Source organism: Microcystis sp. LEGE 00066, from assembly GCF_015207925.1.
In the GTDB taxonomy this organism is placed as follows: domain Bacteria; phylum Cyanobacteriota; class Cyanobacteriia; order Cyanobacteriales; family Microcystaceae; genus Microcystis; species Microcystis ichthyoblabe_A.
The window spans coordinates 1-21,320 of record NZ_JADEVX010000071.1 but is presented as its reverse complement, the minus strand read 5'-3'; the positions used below and the strand labels follow the sequence as shown (position 1 = coordinate 21,320).

Below are 21,320 nucleotides of genomic sequence, written 5' to 3'. Positions count from 1 at the left end.
CCCCACACCCCACACCCTACCCCCCAGAAAAACTTTTTGCTGCAAACCCTAGTTAAGAGGATTGGCGCTGATTTTTTCGTAGGCGCGATCGATAATTCCCCGACCGCGCAAAAAGCCGGTATTAGCCCCCGGACAAAGATAGGAGAGGGTTTCCGGACTAAAACGGTCTAAAATGGCCTGTTGCGATCGCAATTGCCGCGGCCAGTGGAAAGTTTTCGCGGTCTGTAGGGGTTGCGGTTGACCCTTGGTGTCGGGGAGAAGATGACGACCGGTAAATAAAACCCCCCCGTGACGCTGCCAGTAGAGACAGGAGGAGCCGGGAGAATGACCAGGAGTCCAAAAACCGCTACAAGTGGGAGATAACTGGATTTGCTGCTGAAAAACGGTAATTTGACGGTGAGGAAGCAGATAGGCTTCCTGTTCCTGTAGAATAATCTCACAATCAAGCCAACTTTGCAGAGAATCGCTCTGTTTACCCTGACCCCCGCGATGGGTAAAAAATAAGTAACGGACTCCCTTTTCTCGGAGAAAATCCCGCTCGCTATCCTCACAGCCAGGACAATCCACCAGAATATTGCCAGTATTTTCTACAATAAGATAAGAGGTTCCCCCTAGGGTTTCCCGATTAGGCGAGAAAGCGTATAAACCTTCTAGAATTAATCGAGGGGGTTTTGTGGTTTTGCTAACCTCTAAAGGAGACGATTCGGTTTCCGATCGCATGGTTTGCCTATCCAAATCACAATCAATGCGGTTTACAATTTAGCACGATCGATGACCGGGCCGGCTGAAATTAGCCGCCTTTTACTCAATAGAAAAGAGCCGATATGGAAATGTGGTTGTTATTAGGGATTCTTGGCGGTTTCACTTATTTTATCGTCAAGCGTAGCGTGGCCAAAATCACGACAACACCAATATGGTTAATTTGGTTAGTCCTGATGACTCCGGCTCTAATTTGGACCGGCTGGACGTTAATCTATGGAGAGGATACCCCCATGCCGGCATTTTTGCTGATCGGCCCCTTTGTGATCTGCCCTTTTTTGTACTGGTGGTTAGTACAGAGAGGTCGGGTTACTCCCCAAGAAAGCTCCCCATCACCACGGAAACAAGCGAATTTAGTCCTAGAAAATATTGATAATCCTGCACCTAAAAATGATTTAAAACCGATCACTGCTGAAGAGGAAAAATCCCTACGAGATTGTTTTCCTTGGGGTGTTTATTATCTGCAAAATATCGATTATCGTCCCCAAGCAATTCTCTGTCGGGGGAAATTGCGAGCAGTTCCCGAAGAAGCTTATCAAGTGATTAAAAGCAATGTGGAAAAGGTTTTTGGTGATCGCTTTTTATTGCTTTTCCAAGAAAGTTTTCAGGGACAACCTTTTTTCGCTCTTGTGGCTAATCCCTGGCAGCAAAAAACAGAAACCATAGAAACTGAAAAAGTTACTCGCCCCTTTCTTGCCCTGGGTTTATTGTTATTAACTATCTTAACTACCACAGTGGTCGGTGCGGGATTAAGTGGCATTACCGCCCAACAATTAGAAAATAATCCTAGTTTATTATTGCAAGGGTTACCCTACAGTTTGGGCTTAATTGCTATTTTAGGACTGCACGAATTCAGTCATTATTTTACAGCAGTTAAATATAAAATTAAAACTACTTTGCCCTATTTTATCCCCATTCCTTTCTTCCTCGGCACCTTCGGGGCTTTTATTCAAATGCGCTCCCCTGTACCCACCCGCAAAGCTTTATTTGATGTGGCAGTGGCCGGTCCTTTGGGGGGTATAATTATCGCTATTCCTCTACTATTTTTGGGATTGTCCCTCTCGGAAATAGTTCCCCTAACTAATCAAAGCAGTTTATTAAATTTTCAGGCCTTAAATCCGCAGTTTTCTTTTTTCTTGTCTATCGTAGCTAAACTAGCTCTCGGCAGTAATTTAATCGCAGGAAAAGCCATCCATTTACATCCTTTAGCGGTAGCTGGTTATGTGGGAATTATCGTTACGGCCTTGAATTTAATGCCCGTTGGTCAATTGGATGGTGGTCATATTGTTCACGCCATGTATGGGCAGAAAACCGCCATAATTATCGGTCAATTAACTCGATTATTCATGTTTATTTTAGCCCTAGTGCAGCCAGATTTTTTACTCTGGGCGATTATTCTCTTATTAATGCCAGTCAGCGATCAACCAGCTTTAAATGATGTGACGGAATTGGATAATAAACGAGATTTATTAGGCCTATTTTCCCTGGCTTTATTATTAAGTATTTTGCTCCCCCTTCCCGAAGCGGTGGCCCGTTGGTGGGGGATGTAAGCAACCGCATCAATCCACCTGAGTTCCGGAAAAATTATCGGTCAGTTGGGGAATAAAATCCCCATCTCCTACGTCAATGTGAGTTCGATGATCCTCACCCTCGATCACCTTAATCCACAAAGCTGAAGGTTGACAACCGCTCACCGATCACTGTTATATGGTTCTCAAGGCTAATTCTCAGAGAAAAAAGCGAGTTTCTCCGCAAGGGAATAGGTTAAAATTGCTGGCTATTCCGCTAATTTTGGCGGGTTTAGGCTGGTTATACCTCGATTTACGTCAGCAGTGGCTAAAACCGGAAGCGATTTTTGTTTTGGGAGGTCATGCCGATCGAGAACGTTTTGCGGCAAAATTAGCTAAGGAATATCCCGATCTACCGATTTGGGTATCTTCCGGTAGTCCGCGACGATATGTGCAAAAGATTTTTAAAAAAGCGGGAATTCCCCCAGAACGTCTCCATCTCGATTATAATGCGCGAGATACTGTCACTAACTTTACTAGCCTAGCCGATCAACTGAAAGCCCAAGGTATTGATAGCGTCTATCTAGTCACTTCTGATAATCACATGAGAAGGGCGCGATTAGTGGGAGAAATTATTTTTGGTAGTCGCGGAATCGTGATTAAACCGGTGACTGTTCCCTCCCAATCACCCCCCGAACCCCTAGAAAAGTCCCTCAGAGACGGTTTTAGGGCAATATTATGGATAATAACCGGTTCTACTGGGGAATTTTGGCTAGAATCCGATTCTAGTCCCCCTCAGTTCCCAACCCGATCAAAATAAAATTATCTTGACAAAATTAACCACTTTATGTTAAGCAAAAACACCATTTTCGCCATCTTATTAATTTTTGTGCCGCTATCGATCGCCGGTTCCCTGTTACACTGGGGCGGAACGGTAGTTTTTATCACCGCTTGTCTAGCCATTATCCCCCTAGCGGCCTACATGGGGGAAGCCACCGAAGCGATTGCGGTGGTGGTTGGGCCAAATATTGGCGGTTTGATGAATGCCACCTTTGGCAATGCCACAGAATTAATTCTCGCCTATGTCGCTTTGCGGGAAGGGTTCATCGATGTGGTAAAAGCGACGATTACTGGTTCAATTATCGGTAATTTACTCTTAGTTATGGGATTATCGATGTTTTTAGGCGGTTTACGCTTCAAAGAACAGGAATTTCAGCCAATAACTGCTCGTTTAAATGCTTCAGCCATGAATTTGGCGGTGGTGGCGATTCTTTTACCCACTGCCGTGCAATTTACCTCCACGGGAGTCGGGGAACCAGTCCTGCAACGTCTATCCGTGGCCGTGGCAGCGGTGTTAATTTTCGTCTATGGTTTAAGTCTCTTGTTTTCCATGAAAACCCACACCTATCTCTACGATGTCGGGATTGCTGGTATTGAGGAGGAAAGCGCTGGAGAAAACCCCGCAAAACCGAAAATCTGGTTTTGGTCTTTGATTTTATTGATCGTTACCATCGCTGTGGCCGTAGAATCGGAGTTATTGGTGGCATCCCTAGAGGAGGCTACGGAACAGCTAGGTTTAACGGCACTGTTTACCGGGGTGATTCTTTTGCCTATTATCGGTAATGCGGCCGAACACGCTACGGCCGTCACCGTCGCTCTTAAGAATAAAATGGATCTATCGGTATCTGTGGCCGTCGGTTCCAGTATGCAGATCGCCCTGTTTGTGGCTCCGGTTTTGGTTATCATGGGTTATATTATCGGTCAGCCCATGGATCTAAATTTTAATCCCTTTGAGTTAGTGGCAGTGGCTGTAGCGGTGTGGTTAGCTAATTCGATTAGTAGTGATGGGCGATCGAATTGGTTGGAAGGAATGTTACTCTTAGCTACCTATGCTATCCTGGCCTTGGCTTTCTTTTTTCATCCTCTCACTGCTTAAAGTTATTTCTTGCAGATATATAGACAATGACGGACGCTTTGGCTTAAGGGAGTGGTAAAACTGGCAATTTTGAGGATTTTACCGCCAGCTTTCCCTAGATTCTCCTCTAAACTTAAACTATCCTGCGCGGACCACTGACCACGATAGAGAATAGCGATTCCGGTCTTTTTCAGGAAAGGCAAAGCATAGTTAACACAGATATCCACATTACCTACCGCTCGCAAACAGACGATATCGTAAGCACAGTTATGTTTAAGGTTTTTCCCGACGATTTCCGCCCGACCTAAACGAGTTTTCGTGTTATTTAACTCTAATTTGTCAATAACTTCTTCAAGAAAATTAATCTTTTTTTGGGTGGAATCTAAGAGAGTCACCGACCAATGGGAATATGCGATCGCAATTGGCAGCCCCGGAAACCCGGCCCCGGTCCCCAAATCAATGACTGACAGGGGTTTTGTCAATAGATCCGGCTGGGATTTTTGTAACCAAGCTAAACCCGATAAAGAATCCCAAAGATGTTTTTCCCAAAACTCCTCCGGTTGGGTAATTCGGGTGAGATTAAAACGTTGATTACCCTCTAAAATCAACTCATAAAGTTGTTGAAATCGCGCTTGTCTGGCCCCATCGGGTTGCCATTCTAGGGTTTCTTGCCAAAGGTCAAATAATTCAGGAAGGATCATTAATTCAGTTATCAGTTATCAGTTATCAGTACAATTTAAGCCAATCCTTTCTCAGCCAACCATTGAGGATTATATAAACGAGATTGATAACGAGACCCACCATCACAAAGAACAGTAACAATAGTGTGGCCTGGTCCCATTTGTTTAGCTAAAGCTACCGCAGCACCAACATTAATACCCACAGAACCCCCCATAAATAAACCATCTTTTTGTAATAGTTGATAAACAACTTTAATGGCAGTGGGATCATCAATTTGAATGGCATCATCTATGGGTGCGCCTTCCATATTAGCCGTAATACGACTATTACCAATTCCTTCCGTAATTGAACTACCTTCCAGGGTAATTGTCCCGGTTTTCACATAACTATATAAACCGCTACCCATCGGATCCGCCACCACACAACGCACCTGGGGATTTTGGTCTTTTAAAAACATCGCCACCCCCGCGTAGGTTCCCCCGGTTCCCGTGGCAGCCACCCAAGCATCAATTTTACCGTCGGTTTGTTCCCAGATTTCCCGGCCGGTGGTTTCGTAGTGAGCGCGACGATTAGCCAGATTATCGAATTGATTGGCCCAGATAGCATTTTCCATCTCACTGGCCAATCTCCCCGATAATTTAACGTAATTATTGGCATCTCGGTAGGGAACGGCGGGAACAGTACGCACTTCCGCACCAAGGGTTCTTAAGAGGTCGATTTTCTCTTGGGATTGGGTATCGGGAATGATAATCAGGCATTTATAACCTTTAGCATTGCAGATATGGGCCAAACCGATGCCAGTATTGCCGGCGGTTCCTTCGACAACGGTTCCCCCCGGTTGGAGAGTACCGGCTTTTTCCGCTTCTTGGATAATATATAAAGCGGCGCGATCCTTGACCGAACCACCGGGGTTAAGAAATTCGGCCTTACCGAGAATCTCGCAGCCAGTTTCCTCGCTAAAACTATTGAGACGAATTAGGGGAGTATTACCCACCGCATCGACGAAACCATGTTTAATATCCATAATCTGTTATTTTTCGTGCTGTTCCTAGGCTGAGACGATTTTTTGTACTAAGGGATGACGCACCACATCGGCGATAGGTAAGAAAAAGCGATCCCTTCTACTGATTTTAGGATTTTTTGAGCGGCAATTAACCCCGATTCCTGTGGTTGCAGTAAATCGGTTTGGGTGACATCTCCGGTTACTACCATGCGCGAACCGAATCCCAAGGGAGTTAAGACCATTAATGCGATCGCACTTTCTCCACTGGGGAATTGAATCGTTGGCCAATTTCTACCACTTTAGCAAAATTGTTGTCTTAGCTGGAAATATTGATTAAATTGGAAGTTTTTAGCTGTTATTAGTTACCTAACCTAATATAGTGGTGGCATTCTGTAAGGAGTCCAGCCGTGACTAACAATTCCATCGCTCCTTTGACTATTGGCAATACGATTAATACTGCCTTCCGTCTTTATCGCGATCGCTTCCCAACTTATGTATTCTTTGCTGTCCGCGCCTGTTTGTGGTCGCTTTTTCCCTTAGTTTTGCAATTAATTCTCAGTCAATTACTTTATCAAACAATTACCCCCGAACAAGGCAGCGATATCGGTTTACGTTTATTTCTTTTCCCGATACAAATTTTCTCGGCCGCTAAGTCTCTTTTCAATAATGCGGTTATCTCACGATTAGCTTTTCAAGACATCATTTATCAGCCGGAAACTGCCGGACAAGCGGAAAAAAAAGTTAAGCCGAAAATGTGGCGCTTGTGGTGGATGCAGGTTTTGATCGGTTTGTTAGGAGCGACAATAATTTTGGCGATAACGCTGCCTCTGGTGTTAGTCAGTTTTATCCCCATCCTTGGTGTATGGCTTATTTTACTGGCTTCTTTCTGTCTTCCTGTTTTCTTCCTTTGGTTATATGCTCGCATTTGCATTGCAGAATTGCCCTTAGTAATTGAAGATAATTTAGGCAGTTGGCAAGCAATCGAGAGAGCTTGGCATTTAACTAAAAACTCGGCTTGGAGAATTGTGGGAGTGATATTTATTGCCATTTTATTAATTATTCCAGTTTGTCTTCTGTCAGTAGCTTTGGCTTCAATTCCCTTTTGGTTCAATTCTTCGGAGGACTGGCAAACGCTCACGGAAAATCTAATAGTGATGTTTTCCTATGGTCTGACTACTATTGTCTTACTTCTGAGTATTTTATTAGTTCCTTTTTGGCAATCTCTCAACAGTGTGATCTATAATCATGTTTTAGACCAGAAAAAAAATGATGGGGGAGAATACTAATAACTGAGCGGCTGTTGATGTGAGCTAAGACGCATTTAAACTGCTTATTCTTAAGATTAGCCGAACTTCCCCCAATCCCTTTACTATACCCCACAGAAAACGGGTTTCTCAGAGAAACCCGTTTTCTACTCATGCAAGAAAAAGGGTTACAAAGTCCTCCCAGCACCGCACACCACCCGAAAACCGAAGGTGAAGTTGTTGAGGCCGCGGCGGTTGTTGAGGTTGCGGTAAGCGGAACGGCAGAAATAGGGATTGATGTACCAAGAACCGCCGCGCATAGCTTTATCTGCCTGATTTTGCTGTTTTTTGCTCTTTTTTATCTCCTCATAATTTTCGCGCCAATCATCTTGACACCACTCCCAGACATTTCCGTGCATATCGTATAAACCAAAGTCGTTGGCGTAGAATTGCCCAACAGGGGTGGTTTTTTGGAGATTGTCATTATAGTTGGCTAAATCTGGGGTAAGAATTTCCCCAAAGTGATAGGGGGGGTAGGTTTCTCCTTTGTGGAGATTTAAGGGTTTGGTTTGCGCTCGACAAGCGTACTCCCACTCAGCTTCCGTTGGTAGCCTATATTTTCTTTTACTTAATTTAGATAGCCTTTGGCAAAATTCCACAGCATCTAACCAACTTACCATTTCAACGGGGTTTGTGCTGCCTTTAAAATGCGATGGATCTGGGTTTAAATCTTGCTCTACTTTTAAATCTTTTCTTTGGGCAATATATAACCATTGAGCTTGGGTAATGGGATAAATACCCATCAAGAAGTTTTTCAGAGTAACGTTGTGTTGGGGCTTTTCACTTGTATTACCACTTTCTTGTTCTGAAGAACCCATTGTAAAGGTTCCCGATGGTATTTTGACTAATTCTATGTCTAGGTCATCGGTGAGTTTTTCTCTATAGATTAAAAGACGTTTTTGGGTCTTTTGGATGATTATTGTAGGCATAAGTAGGGTTTACTGAATAAATGTGAAATATAGACGAGGTAAGGGTTTTAGTGTTCTGTGTCGGCCCGCGTCCTGTAGGGGCGAAGCATTCGGATAGAAAATCTCCGGTTTCACCGATAGGTTATTACCCGAATGCTTCGCCCGTACTTTTTCAGCAAGCCCTAAGGTAAGTTATTATAATTAAATTAAAAATTGATTTTATACTGGTTCTTCGGTTTGTGTTATGCAATGTACGGGGGTTATAAGGGATGGAACCCTTATATAGAAAGACGTTTGGCGATTTTTGTCAATTGTTTTTGATATAGAGCGAACTAATCAATTAAATCTCTTGCCAGATAAGGATTTAGTCGATTTATGCCACCCTATCGAACCATAACAAGTAACGAAGAGCCTTTATACTCTATCCTTCACCAGCTAATTTTAACACAGAAGTACGAGTAGTGGCATCTAAGCGAAACTTCAGCAATTCTAGTTGATTAAGAATTGGCTCAATACGGTGTAGATAACCATTTTGTTTAGCCTTTAATAATATTCCCATTGTGCCAGTGAGTTTTATTCCTAATAAATTTGCATATCGTCTCGCCAAACCATCATCAAGTAAAGCGAGAGAATCGGGAATTTCTATTGCTAAAGCTAATACTTCTTTTTCTCCTTTTCCTAAATCAGTGACAAGGGGTAAAAGAGAAACTGATTTTGCTTGTTGAATAATTATCCAACTTAAGGAGATTATATCAGGTAAAGAGATTCCAGAAGCTTTTCCAACGGCTAACTCTTGAGCTACTGAAAAAGGAATAATTATCTGTCCGTAAAAGTTCGGTAGTAAGTCAAGTAAGTTAGTCTGATAGAGGTATTGAATCGGTGATGTATCGGCAATGACGTTAGGCATTGGCCAGATCCTCGATTAATTCTGCTTCCTTGAGTCGGAAGGTATCAACTCCATAGTCTGCAAGTTTAGAAAGAAAAACAACTCGCGGAATACCTGCTAAGTTGGCAGCAGTGCCAGAGGAAAGTTTTCCCAATTCATAAAGTTTAATGGCAGCAAGCAGAGAGATTTCCTGTCCTAGTTGTTCTGGGGTGAGGTGTAAAGCGAGAGCAGTTTCATCGGGTAGGGAAAGAGTGATTTGGTACATGATGAATCCTAGGATTAATTGATAGTAGGATTGATTGATTGTAGGGTTGATTCATGAATCAACCCTACCTTGATAAGGGGGATCAAAACCCGTCTTCAATTTAATTATAACCAGCCACTTATCAGCCAACTCACATCTAGTACATTTGTTCAAAAAAATCGAAAAGGAGAAAAAGGGTAAAAAGGGAAAAAAGAGAAAAAGGGCTACAAAGTCCTCCCAGCACCGCACACCACCCGAAAACCGTTGAGGTTGACGAAGCGGCGGAGGCTGCTGAGGCGGTAAGCGGAACGGCAGTTATACGGATTGCTGCACCAAGAACCGCCCCGCAGAGCTTTATATGCCTGATTTTGCTGTTTTTTGCTCTTTTCTCGCCGAGGACTACCATCCCTAGGTGCGCCTTGATAATTTTCCCGGAAGTCATCCTGACACCACTCCCAGACATTGCCGTGCATATCATACAAACCAAAACCATTGGGGGGAAATTGCCCCACGGGGGTGGTTCTCGCACGATATTCTCCTGCTGGTTCTTCAGCAAAGCGTTCCCTAGCATCGTAGTTAGCTAATTTTGAGGTGAGGGTTGCTCCGAAGTGGAAGGGGGTGGTGGTTCCAGCACGACAAGCATACTCCCATTCCGCCTCACTGGGCAGCCGATACTGTTTCTTGGTCATTTTAGAGAGCCTTTGGCAAAATTCTACGGCATCTAACCAAGATACATTTTCAACGGGGTTTGTGCTGCCTTTAAACCGCGATGGCTCCGGTTTTAAATCTCGCTCTACTTTTAAATCTTTTCTTTGGGCAATATATAACCATTGAGCTTGGGTAATCGGAGTTTGACTTAGGTAAAACGGGGCGATTTTTACTAAATGTCTGGGGGATTCTCGTTGGAACCAATCCCTATTGCATTTTTTCACTAGCCGCGCTATTTCCTCCGCTTCGGTTCCCATCCAAAACTCCCCCGAAGGAATATAGAGCATTTTTAAGCTGGGGGGATTTTCTTCAAAGTAGAAGGCTCTCACGGGTTCTTTGGCGGTAATTTGTCCCCTCTCATCCACAAAGACGGTTTCAGACTTGAACAGGGTTAGGTTAAATTTCTCGGTGATGATTTCTTCTTCTGTGTTATCCAAGACTTCCCTAAACTGGACTGGGATTGTCTCGGCGGTTATTTCTTCGCTTGCCAAAAATTTAAGCTGCTCAGGGGTTAAACGAAGGCGCTGATACAGTTCGCCATCTTCTACGCTGAAATCCTTAAGTCTATGCTTGAGCAGTTGAAACAATATTTCCTCTCCTCCCGTAAGCTCTTTTACCTTAGCTATGGTTACGGTTTTATATTTCCTCAGCCACTTTTCCTCAACCGGTGGGGGTGGAGGTGAGTCAACCATAGATTGCAGCTTTTGGCTAATTTCTTGGTACTTTGCTTCCCCTAGCTTTTGGAAAACCTTAGCAGATACCTTGGCAAAGGCGCGAACTAGATTAGCTGCTTCTTTGCCGAGGAGAACTTGGGGATTGGTAAGAATAAGACCAAAAAAGGTGGTGGTACTCAGGTTGAGTTTTTGGGCGATGTATTCCGAGAGGACAAAAATTACCTCTAAGGCGCGGCTATTCCCTAGTTCAGTGAGCAGAAGCTCTCTGTCCTCATCATCAAATTCAAAATCTAGGCTGTTGGGGGGAGTATGAAAGTTAAATTTACCTCCTTTGTCCCACTTCACTGGTTCCCCTCCTAGATAGACTTTAAGAAAACCGCTAAGGATGACTTCTGCTATGTTTAGGGGGTTAGAGGCGCTTAAAAGTTGGCTTTGGATAAGACGGATGATGGGAAGATTTACCGGGGCTGCGGCTAATTTTTTCAGTAACTCCCAAGCTAGAGGTGAGGCGGTACTAGCGAATAGTTCTAGAGCTTGTTTCCTAGACATCTCCGGAGAAATAGTTGCGGGTATTTCTCTGTTTTGGGGGGATTTTTCTAGTAGTACCCCCGCACAGGTGGCGTTGCTGTCACCACTGACAACGAGCGCCCAAGCTTTTAAGGATGAAGGGGTTAGGGAGATGGTGGGTAGGGGAAAGTAGGTTTTTTGGATTGTTTCTCTGAGAATATGTTGATTTTCCTCTTCGTTCTCAATTTGTAGTAGCAGGGGGATAGAGGTAAATCTCCAGTTTTGTGAAGGTTTCCGGGGGGTTTGGTTGACTAGGGAGACGAACCAACCTCGACTAAGGGCGGTTCTTTCCCACATTGCTTCCGGGAAGGGAGAAAGCAGGGTGACGATTTGGTGTTTTCCCCAGTCCTGAAGAGCTTGGTTATAGCGTCCTTGATACCAGTCTGGGGAAGTACAATCACTGTAGAAGAGGATAAGTCTTTCGCCGCGAGGATGGATGAGATCTTTTGGGTGAATTGAGCAAGTATCGTTAGAGTAGGTACGGATGGCTAAATTTTGCCTGTCTTCGTCCCATCCGATGCGGTAGAGTTTGACATCCCGAAAGGCCCCGATTTGTTCTAGCCAATCGCGGATTTCCCCGGCCATTTCTTTCCAAAAGACCATGGAGGCCCATTCTTCAATCAGTAAAACTACCTCTAGGGAACGGACTTTTTTGGCTTGGTAAACGGGTATTAGGGCTAAACTGCCATCTTTCTTGCCGATGCTATACTCGGCCGATTTCTGTACGGTGCTGTTTAGGTTTATTTGTCTTTGGGTGGCTGAGTCTATCTTTTGGATGAGGGGACGCACTGCTCGCCCTAATTTTAGGGTTTCTCGCCAGAATTTGGCATCGGGGATGCTAATGGGTAGGGTGTCTGCGCCTATCTTCTCCGGCTGTTTTTGTGCTTCTGTCTCCCGTATTAAGGGAACTTCATCGGATGGGGCTGCTGGCTCTTGGGTTTTGTTTTTACTCTCCTGGGAGGGGTTTTTAGCGGTCGGGGTTTCTTCCTTTTCTTCCCTAGGCTCTGTAGGGGTTTGGGGTTTTCCTTCCTCTTCTTGGGTGAGAACATACCACCATAAACTATCAGCTATCTGGTAACTGTCTAGGTCCCATCCCCTGCCCTTGACAAAGGTGATAAATTTATCAATCAGTTCTGGTGTGGGAGGGGTTTGGGTCATGTATTGCCTGTGTCGGTGAGGTAGGTAAATAGTAGGTTGGTAAGGGACTTTAATTCTGCATCCGTGGGTTTATTTTCGCCCATGCTCATAAAGACGGCGTTTAAAAGCTGGTCTGTTGCTAGTTCCCCTTTGTCTCGTTTTTTCACATATTCTGCGATCGCGTCTTCTATTTTTTTACTTTCGGGACTGGCTTCTTTATAATCAAAATGGCTTTTTACTATCTTTTTTAGTTCCTCTGGGTTGGGTTCGGGGATTTCTAAGAGCAGACATCTACGTTTAAAGGGTAGGGGAAAATCCCTCTCGCCGTTGCTCGTCATAATCACTATGGGGAACTGTTGGCAGCTTACCTTGCCTTGGGGGATGGATTCCCATTTACCGTCATGGGTTTGTACTGGTATTGGTTCGTTTTCGGTATCTTTAGCGAGTCGGGAAAGTTCGGTGATTTCAAATCTTCCCTCTTCAAAAAGGTTTAAGAGGTCGTTAGGTAAGTCGATGTCACTTTTATCTATCTCATCGATAAGCAGTACCCGGGGATAATTTCTCGGACAGAGGGCTGTTCCCAAGGGACCCAAGCGGATATACTGCCCTATGTCTTTTTTTTCTTCTAATTGGTAATCTTGCAAACGTGCGATCGCATCGTAGTAGTATAATCCCTCTTGTAGGGTGGTGCGGGTATTAATTGGCCAGACTAATACTTCTCCTAAGTCTAATTCGTAGGCGATTGCGTAGGCTAGGGAGGTTTTCCCTGTACCCGGTTTCCCTGTGACTAAAATAGGCCGGCGTAGGTGAATGGCTGCGTTTACGGTTTCGATGGTTTTATCGTCAACTATGAGTTGTTTTCCCCGCTCCTCGGATTTGTCGGTGGCGAAGCTTCGCCAAGGTGGGATTTCTGGCCAGGTAATCTTATCCCTTGAGCCTTTTTCATGATTGCCTTGAAAGATTTTCCATGTATTCATAGTTAATTAACCTAGGTGCTGAGATGTTAAGTAGTGGAAGGGGGGCATCCGATTGGGGTCTTCTAAAAAGCATAATAGATGATGTCCTAGATGTTCGGGTTCATCTTCTAAATTATCTGGTGATTGTCGCCTCACCTCTTGAACTCTTGTGGACAAGTGATTAATTTGAATACCCTGTAAGAGTGTATTAATTTGTGTTCTGTGAATTGCTTCCTGAGCATGACAGCGTGACCCAACGGATAAAGGTATGCCATATTTTAAGCTTCTTTTAAATAATTGCTCTAAATCCTCTTGAGTTGAAGCGCAAAGATTGCTCCATAGAGTTGTTTCTTGGCACAAATAGGACTCGCTGTTAGTAACTGTTTGTGTATCTATAAAAGTTTTTTTTAAGCTTTCCCATCTACTTTTCCAATGTTGATAAGCTGGCATTTTACTATACATTGTTTCCAATCTCGTAAGAGAACGAACATTAACAAAATATGTTCTCTTAAGTTGAGTTAGGCTATCAAAGTAATTGTATTCCCAAGATTCAAAGTTAGTATATAGTAGCTTGCCATTGGTGAAAAATTCAATATTTAAGTTTGCACCTCCTCGGTTATGACAATCTTCAATAATTTTTGTTAAAATGTTCGTTATATCTTTTTGAGTATAAACATCTTTGCTAACGCTACTATCTACAGGAAGAGGTATATAATTATTTCCTTGACTTTGAGATGTATTTAACTGTAGAAACCACGCAGCAAATTTATATTCAGGGGAAGTATTTGCTTGACTTTTACTCTCCTCTATTTTGATAATTAGATAGTTATTAATATTTTCTCGATTGTCAGGTTCTGGATTGGTTTCTGTTATTTCTGCTATCCAAGCATTGTAATCTGTGTCAGTAATCTTTAATAATTCCTTTAACTCCTGTATTGTTTGTTCAATGTATGGGCAAGTGGAGCTATTAACTCTGCTATCTTGAGTAAGTCTAAAAAGTATTATTAATGAATCTTTATCTGGAGAATCTATGATTTTACTGATGATTTTTTCAAAATTAGCATTTTCATTATCTGGCAAGTACGACTTTATGATCGGACTCAGTTCTGATTGTTGTTGTCCAGACAATTTATTTTTAAGCTTTGTAAGTATATTAATTTTTGTCTTATTTTGAACAAGACTATTTTCTACAGAGATACCCTTGTTACCGATAGCATTCCAATGCTCAATTAATGTAATAAAATTAGTCTTTTGAACTTTTATAGGCGTTTTCATAGCTTCTGTGAGAGCTTCAGAAATCAAGGGAAATAATTTTTTAGTTGCTTCTTTCCTAAGATTTTCTGAATTTAAGTAATTTTTCTCTGCTATCTCATCATAAGTTAAACCTTGACGAAATCCATTTACTAAGATTTTTTGTATATCAGATAATCCCTTATTATCTACTTTTATAACTAACTGCATTACAATGCCCAAAAAATCTGATTCATTCAGATCACTTGGTTTTTTAGACTTAGATTTTCTATCTCCCATTTGTCCTTGTGGTTCTCCTTTTAAGAATACAATTCACAAAATGCTACTTTTAGCTACTTAATGATACTTTGGCAAGTTAACTACTAAATGCTACAAAAACTACCTCGATAATTAAAAGGGCTAGAGATAAGCTAAAAGTGTAGTCTAATTCAGAGCTTATGTACATCTCAAACTACCAGATTAAATCACTAACCCAGAGGCTAAAAAATCTCTTGGGGTATGTACCCAAAGAAGCTTGGGTAATTAATCTCGCCATCGAGATAGAAATCTCTCCAAAGCAGTTTTTTAGTGATGGGCAATTAGTCCAGCACTATCGAGAAATCGAACGCCTACACAACCACTAATAAAACCGCCTGAATTTGGTTATTTAACCATTTTCAGGACAGTACACCCAAATTTTCTACTACTATGATACTCAAAAAAACCACCCCAACACAAGCATCGGCTTTAAGGGATAATCCACGCCTAGGGATGCTCCAAATCAGCGATAATCGTCTCGTACAAGCTTTCTTTGACTGGCTAACAGGCTACTACCTTGCTACCCCTCTCTGGAAAAGCACCCCCTCCTTAGAGCTAATCTATGGCATACTCCAGTATATAGGCGGATTAGCGATCGCTCTTAGCCACTGGCAATTAATCCCCCTAGGATGTTTATTATCCGTAGCTGGAGCGGCTCAATTGCAGGAAATAGCCCACTTTTGCGCCCACAATGCTTTTTTCCCTCAATATCCCACTTATAACCATCTTTTAGGTTGTTTGCTCACCTTAATTACCGGGAAAAAGCCCTTTCCGTTGTTCAAAGAAAATCACCTACTAATTCACCACCCCCCGAAAAACCTAGCTACCATGAATGACAAGGGGAATACCCCCTACCTAGTAGAAGAGTTAGGTTTTGAATTTGGAGAAGAAGAGTCCTTCTATTGGCAAAATTTGGGCAAGTTATTACTCTCTCCCAAGTTTTACGGAGAAACCTTCCTTTCTCGTCTGACTAATCTTCTTAAAGCTCCCATTAACTATCAAATAGCTACCCTGATTGTGCTTTTCTTGGCCTCTGTTTGTGCGGGTTTAACCCATTCTTGTTTAATCTGCTTACTCTGGGCGCTATTTACCCAACTCGGAACCTATGCAGCTGCACTCTTGCAACAGCTACCGGAGCATAATTGGGCCTATGAAGCCGATGATAATGAGGGAGCTAAATCTCAGGTAATTGGTAAATCTTTTGCTCTATATCTGGGTGCTTACCCTCCGCGCTCAGACCACTGGTTAGAGTGGTTAAAATGGTCCACGGAATTAGTGGGAGCAGTCTTTATTCGGGTCATCATCCTTCCAGTTAGCCTAGGAGCGCACTGTGTTCACCATGCTACACCAAACGATCACAACTGGGCTAATCAACTATACACCCTCAGAGCTTTTCAGACCGGCTCGGTGAAAGGATGGCAGCGTTATCAATTCCTTGAAGTTTGGGGATACCGAAACGCCTTAAACTACGTCTTTGTCGGTTTTAGTTTAAGGAGAAAAAGCTAAATTAAACTCGGTGTGCAACTATATTGGCTCTCCCGGGTTTGGTGGGTAAAATGTATTCTAAGATACATTCCTCCTAGCGAGGGGGTGGAACGAACCACAAAGACACAAAGGACACAAAGGAAAGATCGATAATATAGTAAGTTAAACTTATCACACAGAACCTAGAAGAGCCCTATATTTTTAGTCTTGATTTACAACAAGGCTTTCAGAAATCAGCAGAGATAAAGTATCCTCTGGAACCCTGATTCTGTCCTTTTTAGTTGCACATCGCAAACCTAATTCTATACTCTCTCGCAAGAGTACAAGAGCGACCATCTCAATAATCTGTTATTTTTCGTGCTGTTCGTAAGCTGAGACAATTTTTTGTACTAAGGGATGACGCACCACATCGGCCCGGGATAGGTAACAAAAAGCGATCCCTTCTACTGATTTGAGGATTTTTTGAGCGGCAATTAACCCCGATTCCTGTTGTTGCGGTAAATCGGTTTGGGTGACATCTCCAGTTACTACCATGCGCGAACCGAATCCCAAGCGCGTTAAGACCATTTTTAACTGTGCTGGGGTGGTATTTTGGGCCTCATCAACGATAACAAAAGCATTAGCTAGGGTTCGTCCCCGCATATAAGCTAAGGGTGCGATTTCGATTTTACCCCGTTCCATCAGGTCGGGAATTTTGGCCGCTTCGATAAATTCGTATAAAGCATCGTAGAGGGGACGCAAAAAAGGATCGACTTTTTGCTGTAAATCCCCCGGGAGAAAGCCTAATTTTTCCCCCGCTTCCACGGCCGGCCGGGTGAGGATAATCCGTTCTACTTTATCTTCTAATAAAGCCTGTACTGCTAAAACGGCGGCTAAAAAGGTTTTCCCCGTGCCAGCAGGTCCAATACAAAAGGTGATATCGTGACTTTGAATCGCTTGAATATATTGACGCTGACGGAAGGTTTTTGCCCGAATTAGCTCCCCGCGACGGGTACGAGCGAGAATATCCTGCTGTAGTTCTTTATACTCGCTAGAACGCCCCGTATCGAGGGCATGGATAGCGGTCATAATATCGGCTTCGGCGATTAACTTGGCCTCTTGCCATAAAATACTTAAGGAGCGCACAATCGCTGTGGCACGCTCCACCGGGGTCGGTTGCCCCGCAATCCGCAATTCCATGCCTCTGAGGACTAAATTCGCCCCAGTTTGCTTGGCTATCAATTTGAGGTTAGCTTCTTGATGACCCGCTAAAGCGATCGCACTTTCTGAACTGGGGAATTGAATCGTTTGCCAAGTTTCCGTCATGCTTGGGGCTAAATTATCCTTTGGCTGTTTCTACCACTTTAGCAAAAGCGACGGGATCGAGGACGGCTAATTGGGCCAACATTTTCCGATTGAGGAGGATATTAGCTTTCTTTAATTGTCCGGTCAGTTGGCTGTAACTGATGCCCTGTTGACGAGCAGCGGCGTTAATGCGGGTAATCCAAAGACGACGAAAATCGCGTTTACGTTTGCGACGGTCTCTATAGGCATTCCGCAAGGCCTTCATTACCTGTTGGTTAGCTGTACGGAATAAGCGCGAGTGAGAACCGCGAAAACCTTTGGCTAATTTGAGAACTTTTTTGCGTCGCTTGCGGGCGACATTCCCCCGTTTTACTCTAGACATGATAATCCTTTAGACGATTTTTCTGGAAAACTTACAAATAGGGCAACATTAAGCGCACTTCCTTCTCGTCGCGCTCGTCCACTAGGGTAATCTGGGACAAACGACGGCGCTTGCGTTCGGCACTTTTATGATCGAGTAGGTGATTTTTGAAGGCTTTGCGACGTTTGATTTTTTTGCCGCTTCCCGTGGCCTCGAATCGTTTGGCCGCCGCCTTTCGCGTTTTTAGCTTGGGCATAAACTCCGTTTTATTAAATCGACACAATCACTAATACTATCACAAATAGAGGACTTTGGGCAAGGAGTGGCCAAAAGATTCCCCGGCTCATCCTTACTTTGGCCAGGTCTGTACTTGGGAATTAAATCAATCGGGAATTTTTCCCCTTCCTCTTGATCGAATCGCTAAGATGTGGATGAAGTCTCGTGTTAACACGCATCTGGAGAAGTCATGGCTAAAACCCTACTAGAACAATTACGTCAATTTACAGTGGTTGTTGCCGATACCGGCGATATCCAAGCGATCGAAGCTTTTACCCCCCAAGATACCACCACTAACCCCTCCCTGATCACGGCCGCGGCCCAAATGCCCCAATATCAGCCGATTGTCGATCAAACCCTACAAGCGGCCAGAAAAGAATTAGGAGAGCAGGCCACCCCAGAAGATGTGGCCACATTAGCTTTTGATCGCCTAGCGATCGGTTTTGGTCTGCAAATCCTGCAAATCGTCCCCGGCCGCGTCTCCACCGAAGTAGATGCTCGTCTTTCCTACGATACCCAAGCTACCATCCACAAGGCCCGTTATCTCATTTCCCAGTATGAACAAGCGGGTATCTCTAGAGAAAGAGTCTTAATTAAGATTGCCTCGACGTGGGAAGGGATTAAAGCCGCAGAAGTCCTCGAAAAAGAGGGTATTCACTGTAATTTAACCCTATTATTCGGTTTTCATCAGGCGATCGCCTGTGCGGAAGCGGGAGTCACCTTAATTTCTCCCTTTGTCGGTCGGATTCTCGATTGGTATAAAAAAGAAACCGGTAAAGACTACGTTGGTGCTGAAGATCCCGGAGTCCAATCCGTTACCCAGATCTATAACTACTATAAAAAGTTTGGTTATAAAACCGAAGTTATGGGGGCAAGTTTCCGCAATATCGGTGAAATTTGCGAGTTAGCCGGTTGTGATCTTTTAACCATTTCCCCGAAACTGCTCGAACAATTGCAAGGGACAGAAGCCGATTTACCCCGTAAGCTCGATCCAGCACAGGCCGCAACCCTTGATATTGTCAAAATTGCCATGGATCAAGCGACTTTTGAGAAAATGCACGCCGAAGATGCCATGGCTTCCGAAAAACTAACGGAAGGTATTCAAGGTTTTACTAAAGCTTTAGAATTATTGGAACAATTGCTGATTCAACGTTTAACCCAGTTGGAAGGTCAGTCAACCCTCGAACACGCCGCCGAAGATATTTTCCGAGTCTATGATCATGATGGGGATGGTTTTATCACCCGGGAAGAATGGGCGGGAACCGATGCGGTATTCGATGCGATCGATATTAACCATGATGGCAGAATTTCTCCCGATGAGATCGCTGTCGGTTTGGGTGCGGCTTTTCGTTTAGTGGAAGCATAGAATTAGGGTTTGCGGCAAAAAGTTTGTTGGTGGGGGCAGGGTGTGGGGTTTTACCGGTTTTGAGGTGGCCAATTACCTAATTTTCAGGGGAAAAGTACCTGAATTTCCCCCCCCCCGACCACTCCCATATCCGGTACTTTTTGATTGACAAAAGGTCTAAAAGTTTTATCCAACAAGGTTTTTAGATTTATTCAGCAAGCCCGGATTGCTTGTGAGTTGAACTAACCGGCATCAGTCCCCAACCGCACTCACCCCCACCAGTGGGGAAAGTGCGGGGACTGGGGAGCTTTTTACTGTTCACTGGTAACTGATCACTGATCACTGATTAAGCTGTCTCTTGGGCAGCGGCTAATTCCTCCAGTTTTCCCTGTTGATCCTTGGCGATACAGGATTGAATCACCTCTTCGATATCGCCATCTAAAATGCGATCGAGGGAAAAATTCTCATTTAAGCGATGATCGGTGAGACGATTATCCTTATAGTTATAGGTGCGAATTTTTTCCGAACGGGAACCGGTTCCCACCTGAGAGCGCCGCATGGAACTGACTGCTTCCTGTTGTTCCTGTAACTTTATATCGTAAAGTTTCGCCCGGAGAATCTGCATAGCTCGTTCCCGGTTTTGCAGTTGCGATCGCTCTTCGGTGCAGAAAACCCGGATTCCCGTGGGTTTATGGATTAAATCGACGGCAGTTTCCACTTTATTGACATTTTGACCGCCTGCCCCCCCGGATCTAGCCGTGGTTAACTCAATATCCTTGGGATCGATATGCACTTCCACATCGTCCACTTCTGGCATAATTGCCACGGTAGCGGTGGAAGTATGGACGCGACCACTCGCTTCTGTCAGAGGAACCCGCTGCACCCGATGGACTCCCGCCTCAAATTTCAGCTTACTATAGACGTTATCGCCTTTAATCTCTAAAATTGCCTCTTTAAATCCTCCCATATCCGCCGGAGATTCACTCAAAAGGCTAACTTTCCAGTTTTGAGTTTCGGCATACTTTGAGTACAAACGCACTAAATCTCCCGCCCAAATACTGGCCTCATCACCTCCGGTCCCGGCGCGAATTTCCAGCATGATATTCTTTTCATCGAGGGGATCCCGGGGCAGCAGCAGAATTGTTAATTGGTCTTCCAAAGTGGCGATTTTTGCCTCTAATTCTGCCACTTCTAGGGCGGCCATTTCGCGTAATTCGGGATCGCTGGCGGATTCTTTGAAGATTTGTTTCGCACCGATTAAATCCTCTTGACTTTTTTGCCAAATTTCGTAGGTGTTGACCGTTTCCTCTAGGGAAGCGCGGGATTTGGCCAGACGATGCAATTCACCCGGATTACTGGTGACATCGGGATCCGCTAGACGACGGGTTAATTCTGTGTAGGTCTGTTCTACAGATTGCAGTTTGTTGAGTAAATAACTTTCAGCCATAATCGATAATAAATAGGGTTAAACGGGGTTAATTTGAAGATAACCCGCAAATTCTTTGGATTAGAAGCGTCTGAGAGATAATAGAGACGCAATACTTTTAATTGTCTTAATTTTCTTTGTCTGGAGTTCTGCGAGCTAGGAAAAATCCCACTCAACTGCTGACAGTCAGTCAGTTTTGCTAATACTTAGAAATATTTTTAGGCCAGCAAGCGGCAAGGGAAGACATTTTTTTTCTTAACCAGATTATTCCTATATCTGAAACTATCATTTTTTGGCAGGTTTGGACAAGTAATCTTAAATTCTGTTTAAAAGCAGGGTGTGGGG

22 protein-coding genes and 1 pseudogene are annotated in these 21,320 nt (G+C 43.8%); 7 read left to right on the top strand and 16 right to left on the bottom strand.

Going from position 1 to position 21,320, the window contains the following annotated elements; translation table 11 throughout:
* Positions 1 to 48: 48 nt before the first annotated feature.
* Positions 49 to 720 carry a hypothetical protein gene (locus IQ224_RS11765; protein ID WP_002743990.1) on the bottom strand — a complete coding sequence of 224 codons (672 nt, stop codon included), beginning with the start codon at positions 718 to 720 and terminating at the stop codon, positions 49 to 51.
* A gap of 104 nt (positions 721 to 824) precedes the next feature.
* Here IQ224_RS11765 and IQ224_RS11760 point away from each other — a divergent pair, with 104 nt between their 5' ends.
* Positions 825 to 2,309 (top strand): site-2 protease family protein, encoded by a 1,485-nt coding sequence (locus IQ224_RS11760; protein WP_080612722.1) that lies wholly within the window; start codon positions 825 to 827, stop codon positions 2,307 to 2,309.
* 9 nt (positions 2,310 to 2,318) lie between these two features.
* Here IQ224_RS11760 and IQ224_RS24585 read toward each other — a convergent pair whose 3' ends face one another.
* A complete protein-coding gene (locus IQ224_RS24585) occupies positions 2,319 to 2,453 on the bottom strand; it encodes a hypothetical protein (protein WP_002743987.1) in 135 nt (44 codons plus the stop codon).
* Between the two features lie 13 nt (positions 2,454 to 2,466).
* Between IQ224_RS24585 and IQ224_RS11755 the strand changes: the two genes are divergently transcribed.
* Both IQ224_RS11755 and cax read left to right on the top strand, forming a co-directional pair.
* On the top strand, positions 2,467 to 3,087 hold the full coding sequence (locus IQ224_RS11755; RefSeq protein WP_002743986.1) for a YdcF family protein: 621 nt from the start codon (positions 2,467 to 2,469) through the stop codon (positions 3,085 to 3,087).
* A gap of 27 nt (positions 3,088 to 3,114) precedes the next feature.
* Positions 3,115 to 4,203: a calcium/proton exchanger gene (gene cax / locus IQ224_RS11750; RefSeq protein ID WP_002743985.1), complete on the top strand. Its 1,089-nt coding sequence runs from the start codon at positions 3,115 to 3,117 to the stop codon at positions 4,201 to 4,203.
* 2 nt (positions 4,204 to 4,205) lie between these two features.
* Here the strand turns inward: cax and rsmG are convergent, their stop codons facing one another.
* From rsmG to IQ224_RS11735, 3 genes and pseudogenes are all read right to left on the bottom strand, one after another.
* Positions 4,206 to 4,883, bottom strand: coding sequence for a 16S rRNA (guanine(527)-N(7))-methyltransferase RsmG (gene rsmG / locus IQ224_RS11745; RefSeq protein ID WP_002743984.1), 678 nt, complete (start codon positions 4,881 to 4,883; stop codon positions 4,206 to 4,208).
* Positions 4,884 to 4,918: 35 nt separating this feature from the next.
* Entirely contained in the window at positions 4,919 to 5,887 is a 969-nt protein-coding gene (locus IQ224_RS11740; RefSeq protein ID WP_002743983.1) for a cysteine synthase A, read from the bottom strand.
* Between the two features lie 24 nt (positions 5,888 to 5,911).
* Positions 5,912 to 6,108: pseudogene (locus IQ224_RS11735) on the bottom strand (PhoH family protein); the annotation flags it as partial.
* Positions 6,109 to 6,273: 165 nt separating this feature from the next.
* Here IQ224_RS11735 and IQ224_RS11730 point away from each other — a divergent pair.
* Positions 6,274 to 7,152: a hypothetical protein gene (locus IQ224_RS11730; protein ID WP_194032975.1), complete on the top strand. Its 879-nt coding sequence runs from the start codon at positions 6,274 to 6,276 to the stop codon at positions 7,150 to 7,152.
* A 146-nt stretch (positions 7,153 to 7,298) separates the two neighbouring features.
* Here the strand turns inward: IQ224_RS11730 and IQ224_RS11725 are convergent, their stop codons facing one another.
* The 6 genes from IQ224_RS11725 to IQ224_RS11700 all read right to left on the bottom strand — a co-directional run bounded on the left by IQ224_RS11725 (position 7,299) and on the right by IQ224_RS11700 (position 14,780).
* A complete protein-coding gene (locus tag IQ224_RS11725; RefSeq protein WP_194032974.1) occupies positions 7,299 to 8,099 on the bottom strand; it encodes a formylglycine-generating enzyme family protein in 801 nt (266 codons plus the stop codon).
* Between the two features lie 400 nt (positions 8,100 to 8,499).
* Positions 8,500 to 8,985 (bottom strand): DUF3368 domain-containing protein, encoded by a 486-nt coding sequence (locus IQ224_RS11720; protein ID WP_194032973.1) that lies wholly within the window; start codon positions 8,983 to 8,985, stop codon positions 8,500 to 8,502.
* Entirely contained in the window at positions 8,978 to 9,229 is a 252-nt protein-coding gene (locus IQ224_RS11715; protein ID WP_002769612.1) for a UPF0175 family protein, read from the bottom strand. The genes IQ224_RS11720 and IQ224_RS11715 overlap by 8 nt, the downstream gene beginning before the upstream one ends.
* Positions 9,230 to 9,432: 203 nt before the next feature.
* Positions 9,433 to 12,315 carry a formylglycine-generating enzyme family protein gene (locus IQ224_RS11710; RefSeq protein WP_194032972.1) on the bottom strand — a complete coding sequence of 961 codons (2,883 nt, stop codon included), beginning with the start codon at positions 12,313 to 12,315 and terminating at the stop codon, positions 9,433 to 9,435.
* Positions 12,312 to 13,271, bottom strand: a complete 960-nt coding sequence (locus tag IQ224_RS11705) for a MoxR family ATPase (protein WP_194032971.1) — start codon at positions 13,269 to 13,271, stop codon at positions 12,312 to 12,314. The genes IQ224_RS11710 and IQ224_RS11705 overlap by 4 nt, the downstream gene beginning before the upstream one ends.
* Before the next feature lie 6 nt (positions 13,272 to 13,277).
* Complete coding sequence (locus tag IQ224_RS11700) at positions 13,278 to 14,780, bottom strand: hypothetical protein (RefSeq protein ID WP_194032970.1); 1,503 nt, start codon at positions 14,778 to 14,780, stop codon at positions 13,278 to 13,280.
* A gap of 158 nt (positions 14,781 to 14,938) precedes the next feature.
* Between IQ224_RS11700 and IQ224_RS24105 the strand changes: the two genes are divergently transcribed.
* Both IQ224_RS24105 and IQ224_RS11695 read left to right on the top strand, forming a co-directional pair.
* A complete protein-coding gene (locus IQ224_RS24105; RefSeq protein WP_228036208.1) occupies positions 14,939 to 15,124 on the top strand; it encodes a hypothetical protein in 186 nt (61 codons plus the stop codon).
* Positions 15,125 to 15,188: 64 nt separating this feature from the next.
* Positions 15,189 to 16,304 (top strand): fatty acid desaturase, encoded by a 1,116-nt coding sequence (locus IQ224_RS11695; protein ID WP_194032969.1) that lies wholly within the window; start codon positions 15,189 to 15,191, stop codon positions 16,302 to 16,304.
* A gap of 327 nt (positions 16,305 to 16,631) precedes the next feature.
* On the opposite strand, the gene IQ224_RS11690 is transcribed toward IQ224_RS11695, so the two are convergent.
* The 3 genes from IQ224_RS11690 to rpmI are packed head-to-tail and all read right to left on the bottom strand — an operon-like array spanning position 16,632 to position 18,184.
* Complete coding sequence (locus IQ224_RS11690; RefSeq protein WP_002743972.1) at positions 16,632 to 17,588, bottom strand: PhoH family protein; 957 nt, start codon at positions 17,586 to 17,588, stop codon at positions 16,632 to 16,634.
* A 13-nt stretch (positions 17,589 to 17,601) separates the two neighbouring features.
* A complete protein-coding gene (gene rplT / locus IQ224_RS11685; protein WP_002739593.1) occupies positions 17,602 to 17,949 on the bottom strand; it encodes a 50S ribosomal protein L20 in 348 nt (115 codons plus the stop codon).
* Between the two features lie 31 nt (positions 17,950 to 17,980).
* Entirely contained in the window at positions 17,981 to 18,184 is a 204-nt protein-coding gene (gene rpmI, locus IQ224_RS11680) for a 50S ribosomal protein L35 (protein ID WP_002740108.1), read from the bottom strand.
* 210 nt (positions 18,185 to 18,394) lie between these two features.
* Between rpmI and IQ224_RS11675 the strand changes: the two genes are divergently transcribed.
* The gene (locus IQ224_RS11675; protein WP_194032968.1) at positions 18,395 to 19,570 is read left to right on the top strand and encodes a transaldolase; all 1,176 of its coding nucleotides are present in this window, start codon (positions 18,395 to 18,397) and stop codon (positions 19,568 to 19,570) included.
* Between the two features lie 325 nt (positions 19,571 to 19,895).
* Here the strand turns inward: IQ224_RS11675 and prfA are convergent, their stop codons facing one another.
* Together prfA and IQ224_RS24995 are read right to left on the bottom strand one after the other, a co-directional pair.
* Positions 19,896 to 20,996 (bottom strand): peptide chain release factor 1, encoded by a 1,101-nt coding sequence (gene prfA / locus IQ224_RS11670; protein ID WP_194032967.1) that lies wholly within the window; start codon positions 20,994 to 20,996, stop codon positions 19,896 to 19,898.
* Positions 20,957 to 21,151, bottom strand: coding sequence for a hypothetical protein (locus IQ224_RS24995; RefSeq protein WP_071591806.1), 195 nt, complete (start codon positions 21,149 to 21,151; stop codon positions 20,957 to 20,959). The genes prfA and IQ224_RS24995 overlap by 40 nt, the downstream gene beginning before the upstream one ends.
* Between the last annotated feature and the right edge of the window lie 169 nt (positions 21,152 to 21,320).

Excerpts from the sequence above, each read along its gene's own strand:
- prfA (WP_194032967.1), bottom strand. The coding sequence starts at position 20,996 with ATGGCTGAAAGTTATTTACTCAACAAACTGCAATCTGTAGAACAGACC.
- IQ224_RS11720 (WP_194032973.1), bottom strand. The coding sequence starts at position 8,985 with ATGCCTAACGTCATTGCCGATACATCACCGATTCAATACCTCTATCAG.
- IQ224_RS11695 (WP_194032969.1), top strand. The coding sequence starts at position 15,189 with ATGATACTCAAAAAAACCACCCCAACACAAGCATCGGCTTTAAGGGAT.
- IQ224_RS11705 (WP_194032971.1), bottom strand. The coding sequence starts at position 13,271 with ATGAATACATGGAAAATCTTTCAAGGCAATCATGAAAAAGGCTCAAGG.
- IQ224_RS11740 (WP_002743983.1), bottom strand. The coding sequence starts at position 5,887 with ATGGATATTAAACATGGTTTCGTCGATGCGGTGGGTAATACTCCCCTA.
- IQ224_RS11715 (WP_002769612.1), bottom strand. The coding sequence starts at position 9,229 with ATGTACCAAATCACTCTTTCCCTACCCGATGAAACTGCTCTCGCTTTA.
- IQ224_RS11700 (WP_194032970.1), bottom strand. The coding sequence starts at position 14,780 with ATGGGAGATAGAAAATCTAAGTCTAAAAAACCAAGTGATCTGAATGAA.
- IQ224_RS11760 (WP_080612722.1), top strand. The coding sequence starts at position 825 with ATGGAAATGTGGTTGTTATTAGGGATTCTTGGCGGTTTCACTTATTTT.
- rplT (WP_002739593.1), bottom strand. The coding sequence starts at position 17,949 with ATGTCTAGAGTAAAACGGGGGAATGTCGCCCGCAAGCGACGCAAAAAA.
- IQ224_RS24105 (WP_228036208.1), top strand. The coding sequence starts at position 14,939 with ATGTACATCTCAAACTACCAGATTAAATCACTAACCCAGAGGCTAAAA.
- cax (WP_002743985.1), top strand. The coding sequence starts at position 3,115 with ATGTTAAGCAAAAACACCATTTTCGCCATCTTATTAATTTTTGTGCCG.
- IQ224_RS11725 (WP_194032974.1), bottom strand. The coding sequence starts at position 8,099 with ATGCCTACAATAATCATCCAAAAGACCCAAAAACGTCTTTTAATCTAT.
- IQ224_RS11675 (WP_194032968.1), top strand. The coding sequence starts at position 18,395 with ATGGCTAAAACCCTACTAGAACAATTACGTCAATTTACAGTGGTTGTT.
- rpmI (WP_002740108.1), bottom strand. The coding sequence starts at position 18,184 with ATGCCCAAGCTAAAAACGCGAAAGGCGGCGGCCAAACGATTCGAGGCC.
- IQ224_RS11690 (WP_002743972.1), bottom strand. The coding sequence starts at position 17,588 with ATGACGGAAACTTGGCAAACGATTCAATTCCCCAGTTCAGAAAGTGCG.
- IQ224_RS11765 (WP_002743990.1), bottom strand. The coding sequence starts at position 720 with ATGCGATCGGAAACCGAATCGTCTCCTTTAGAGGTTAGCAAAACCACA.
- rsmG (WP_002743984.1), bottom strand. The coding sequence starts at position 4,883 with ATGATCCTTCCTGAATTATTTGACCTTTGGCAAGAAACCCTAGAATGG.
- IQ224_RS11755 (WP_002743986.1), top strand. The coding sequence starts at position 2,467 with ATGGTTCTCAAGGCTAATTCTCAGAGAAAAAAGCGAGTTTCTCCGCAA.
- IQ224_RS11710 (WP_194032972.1), bottom strand. The coding sequence starts at position 12,315 with ATGACCCAAACCCCTCCCACACCAGAACTGATTGATAAATTTATCACC.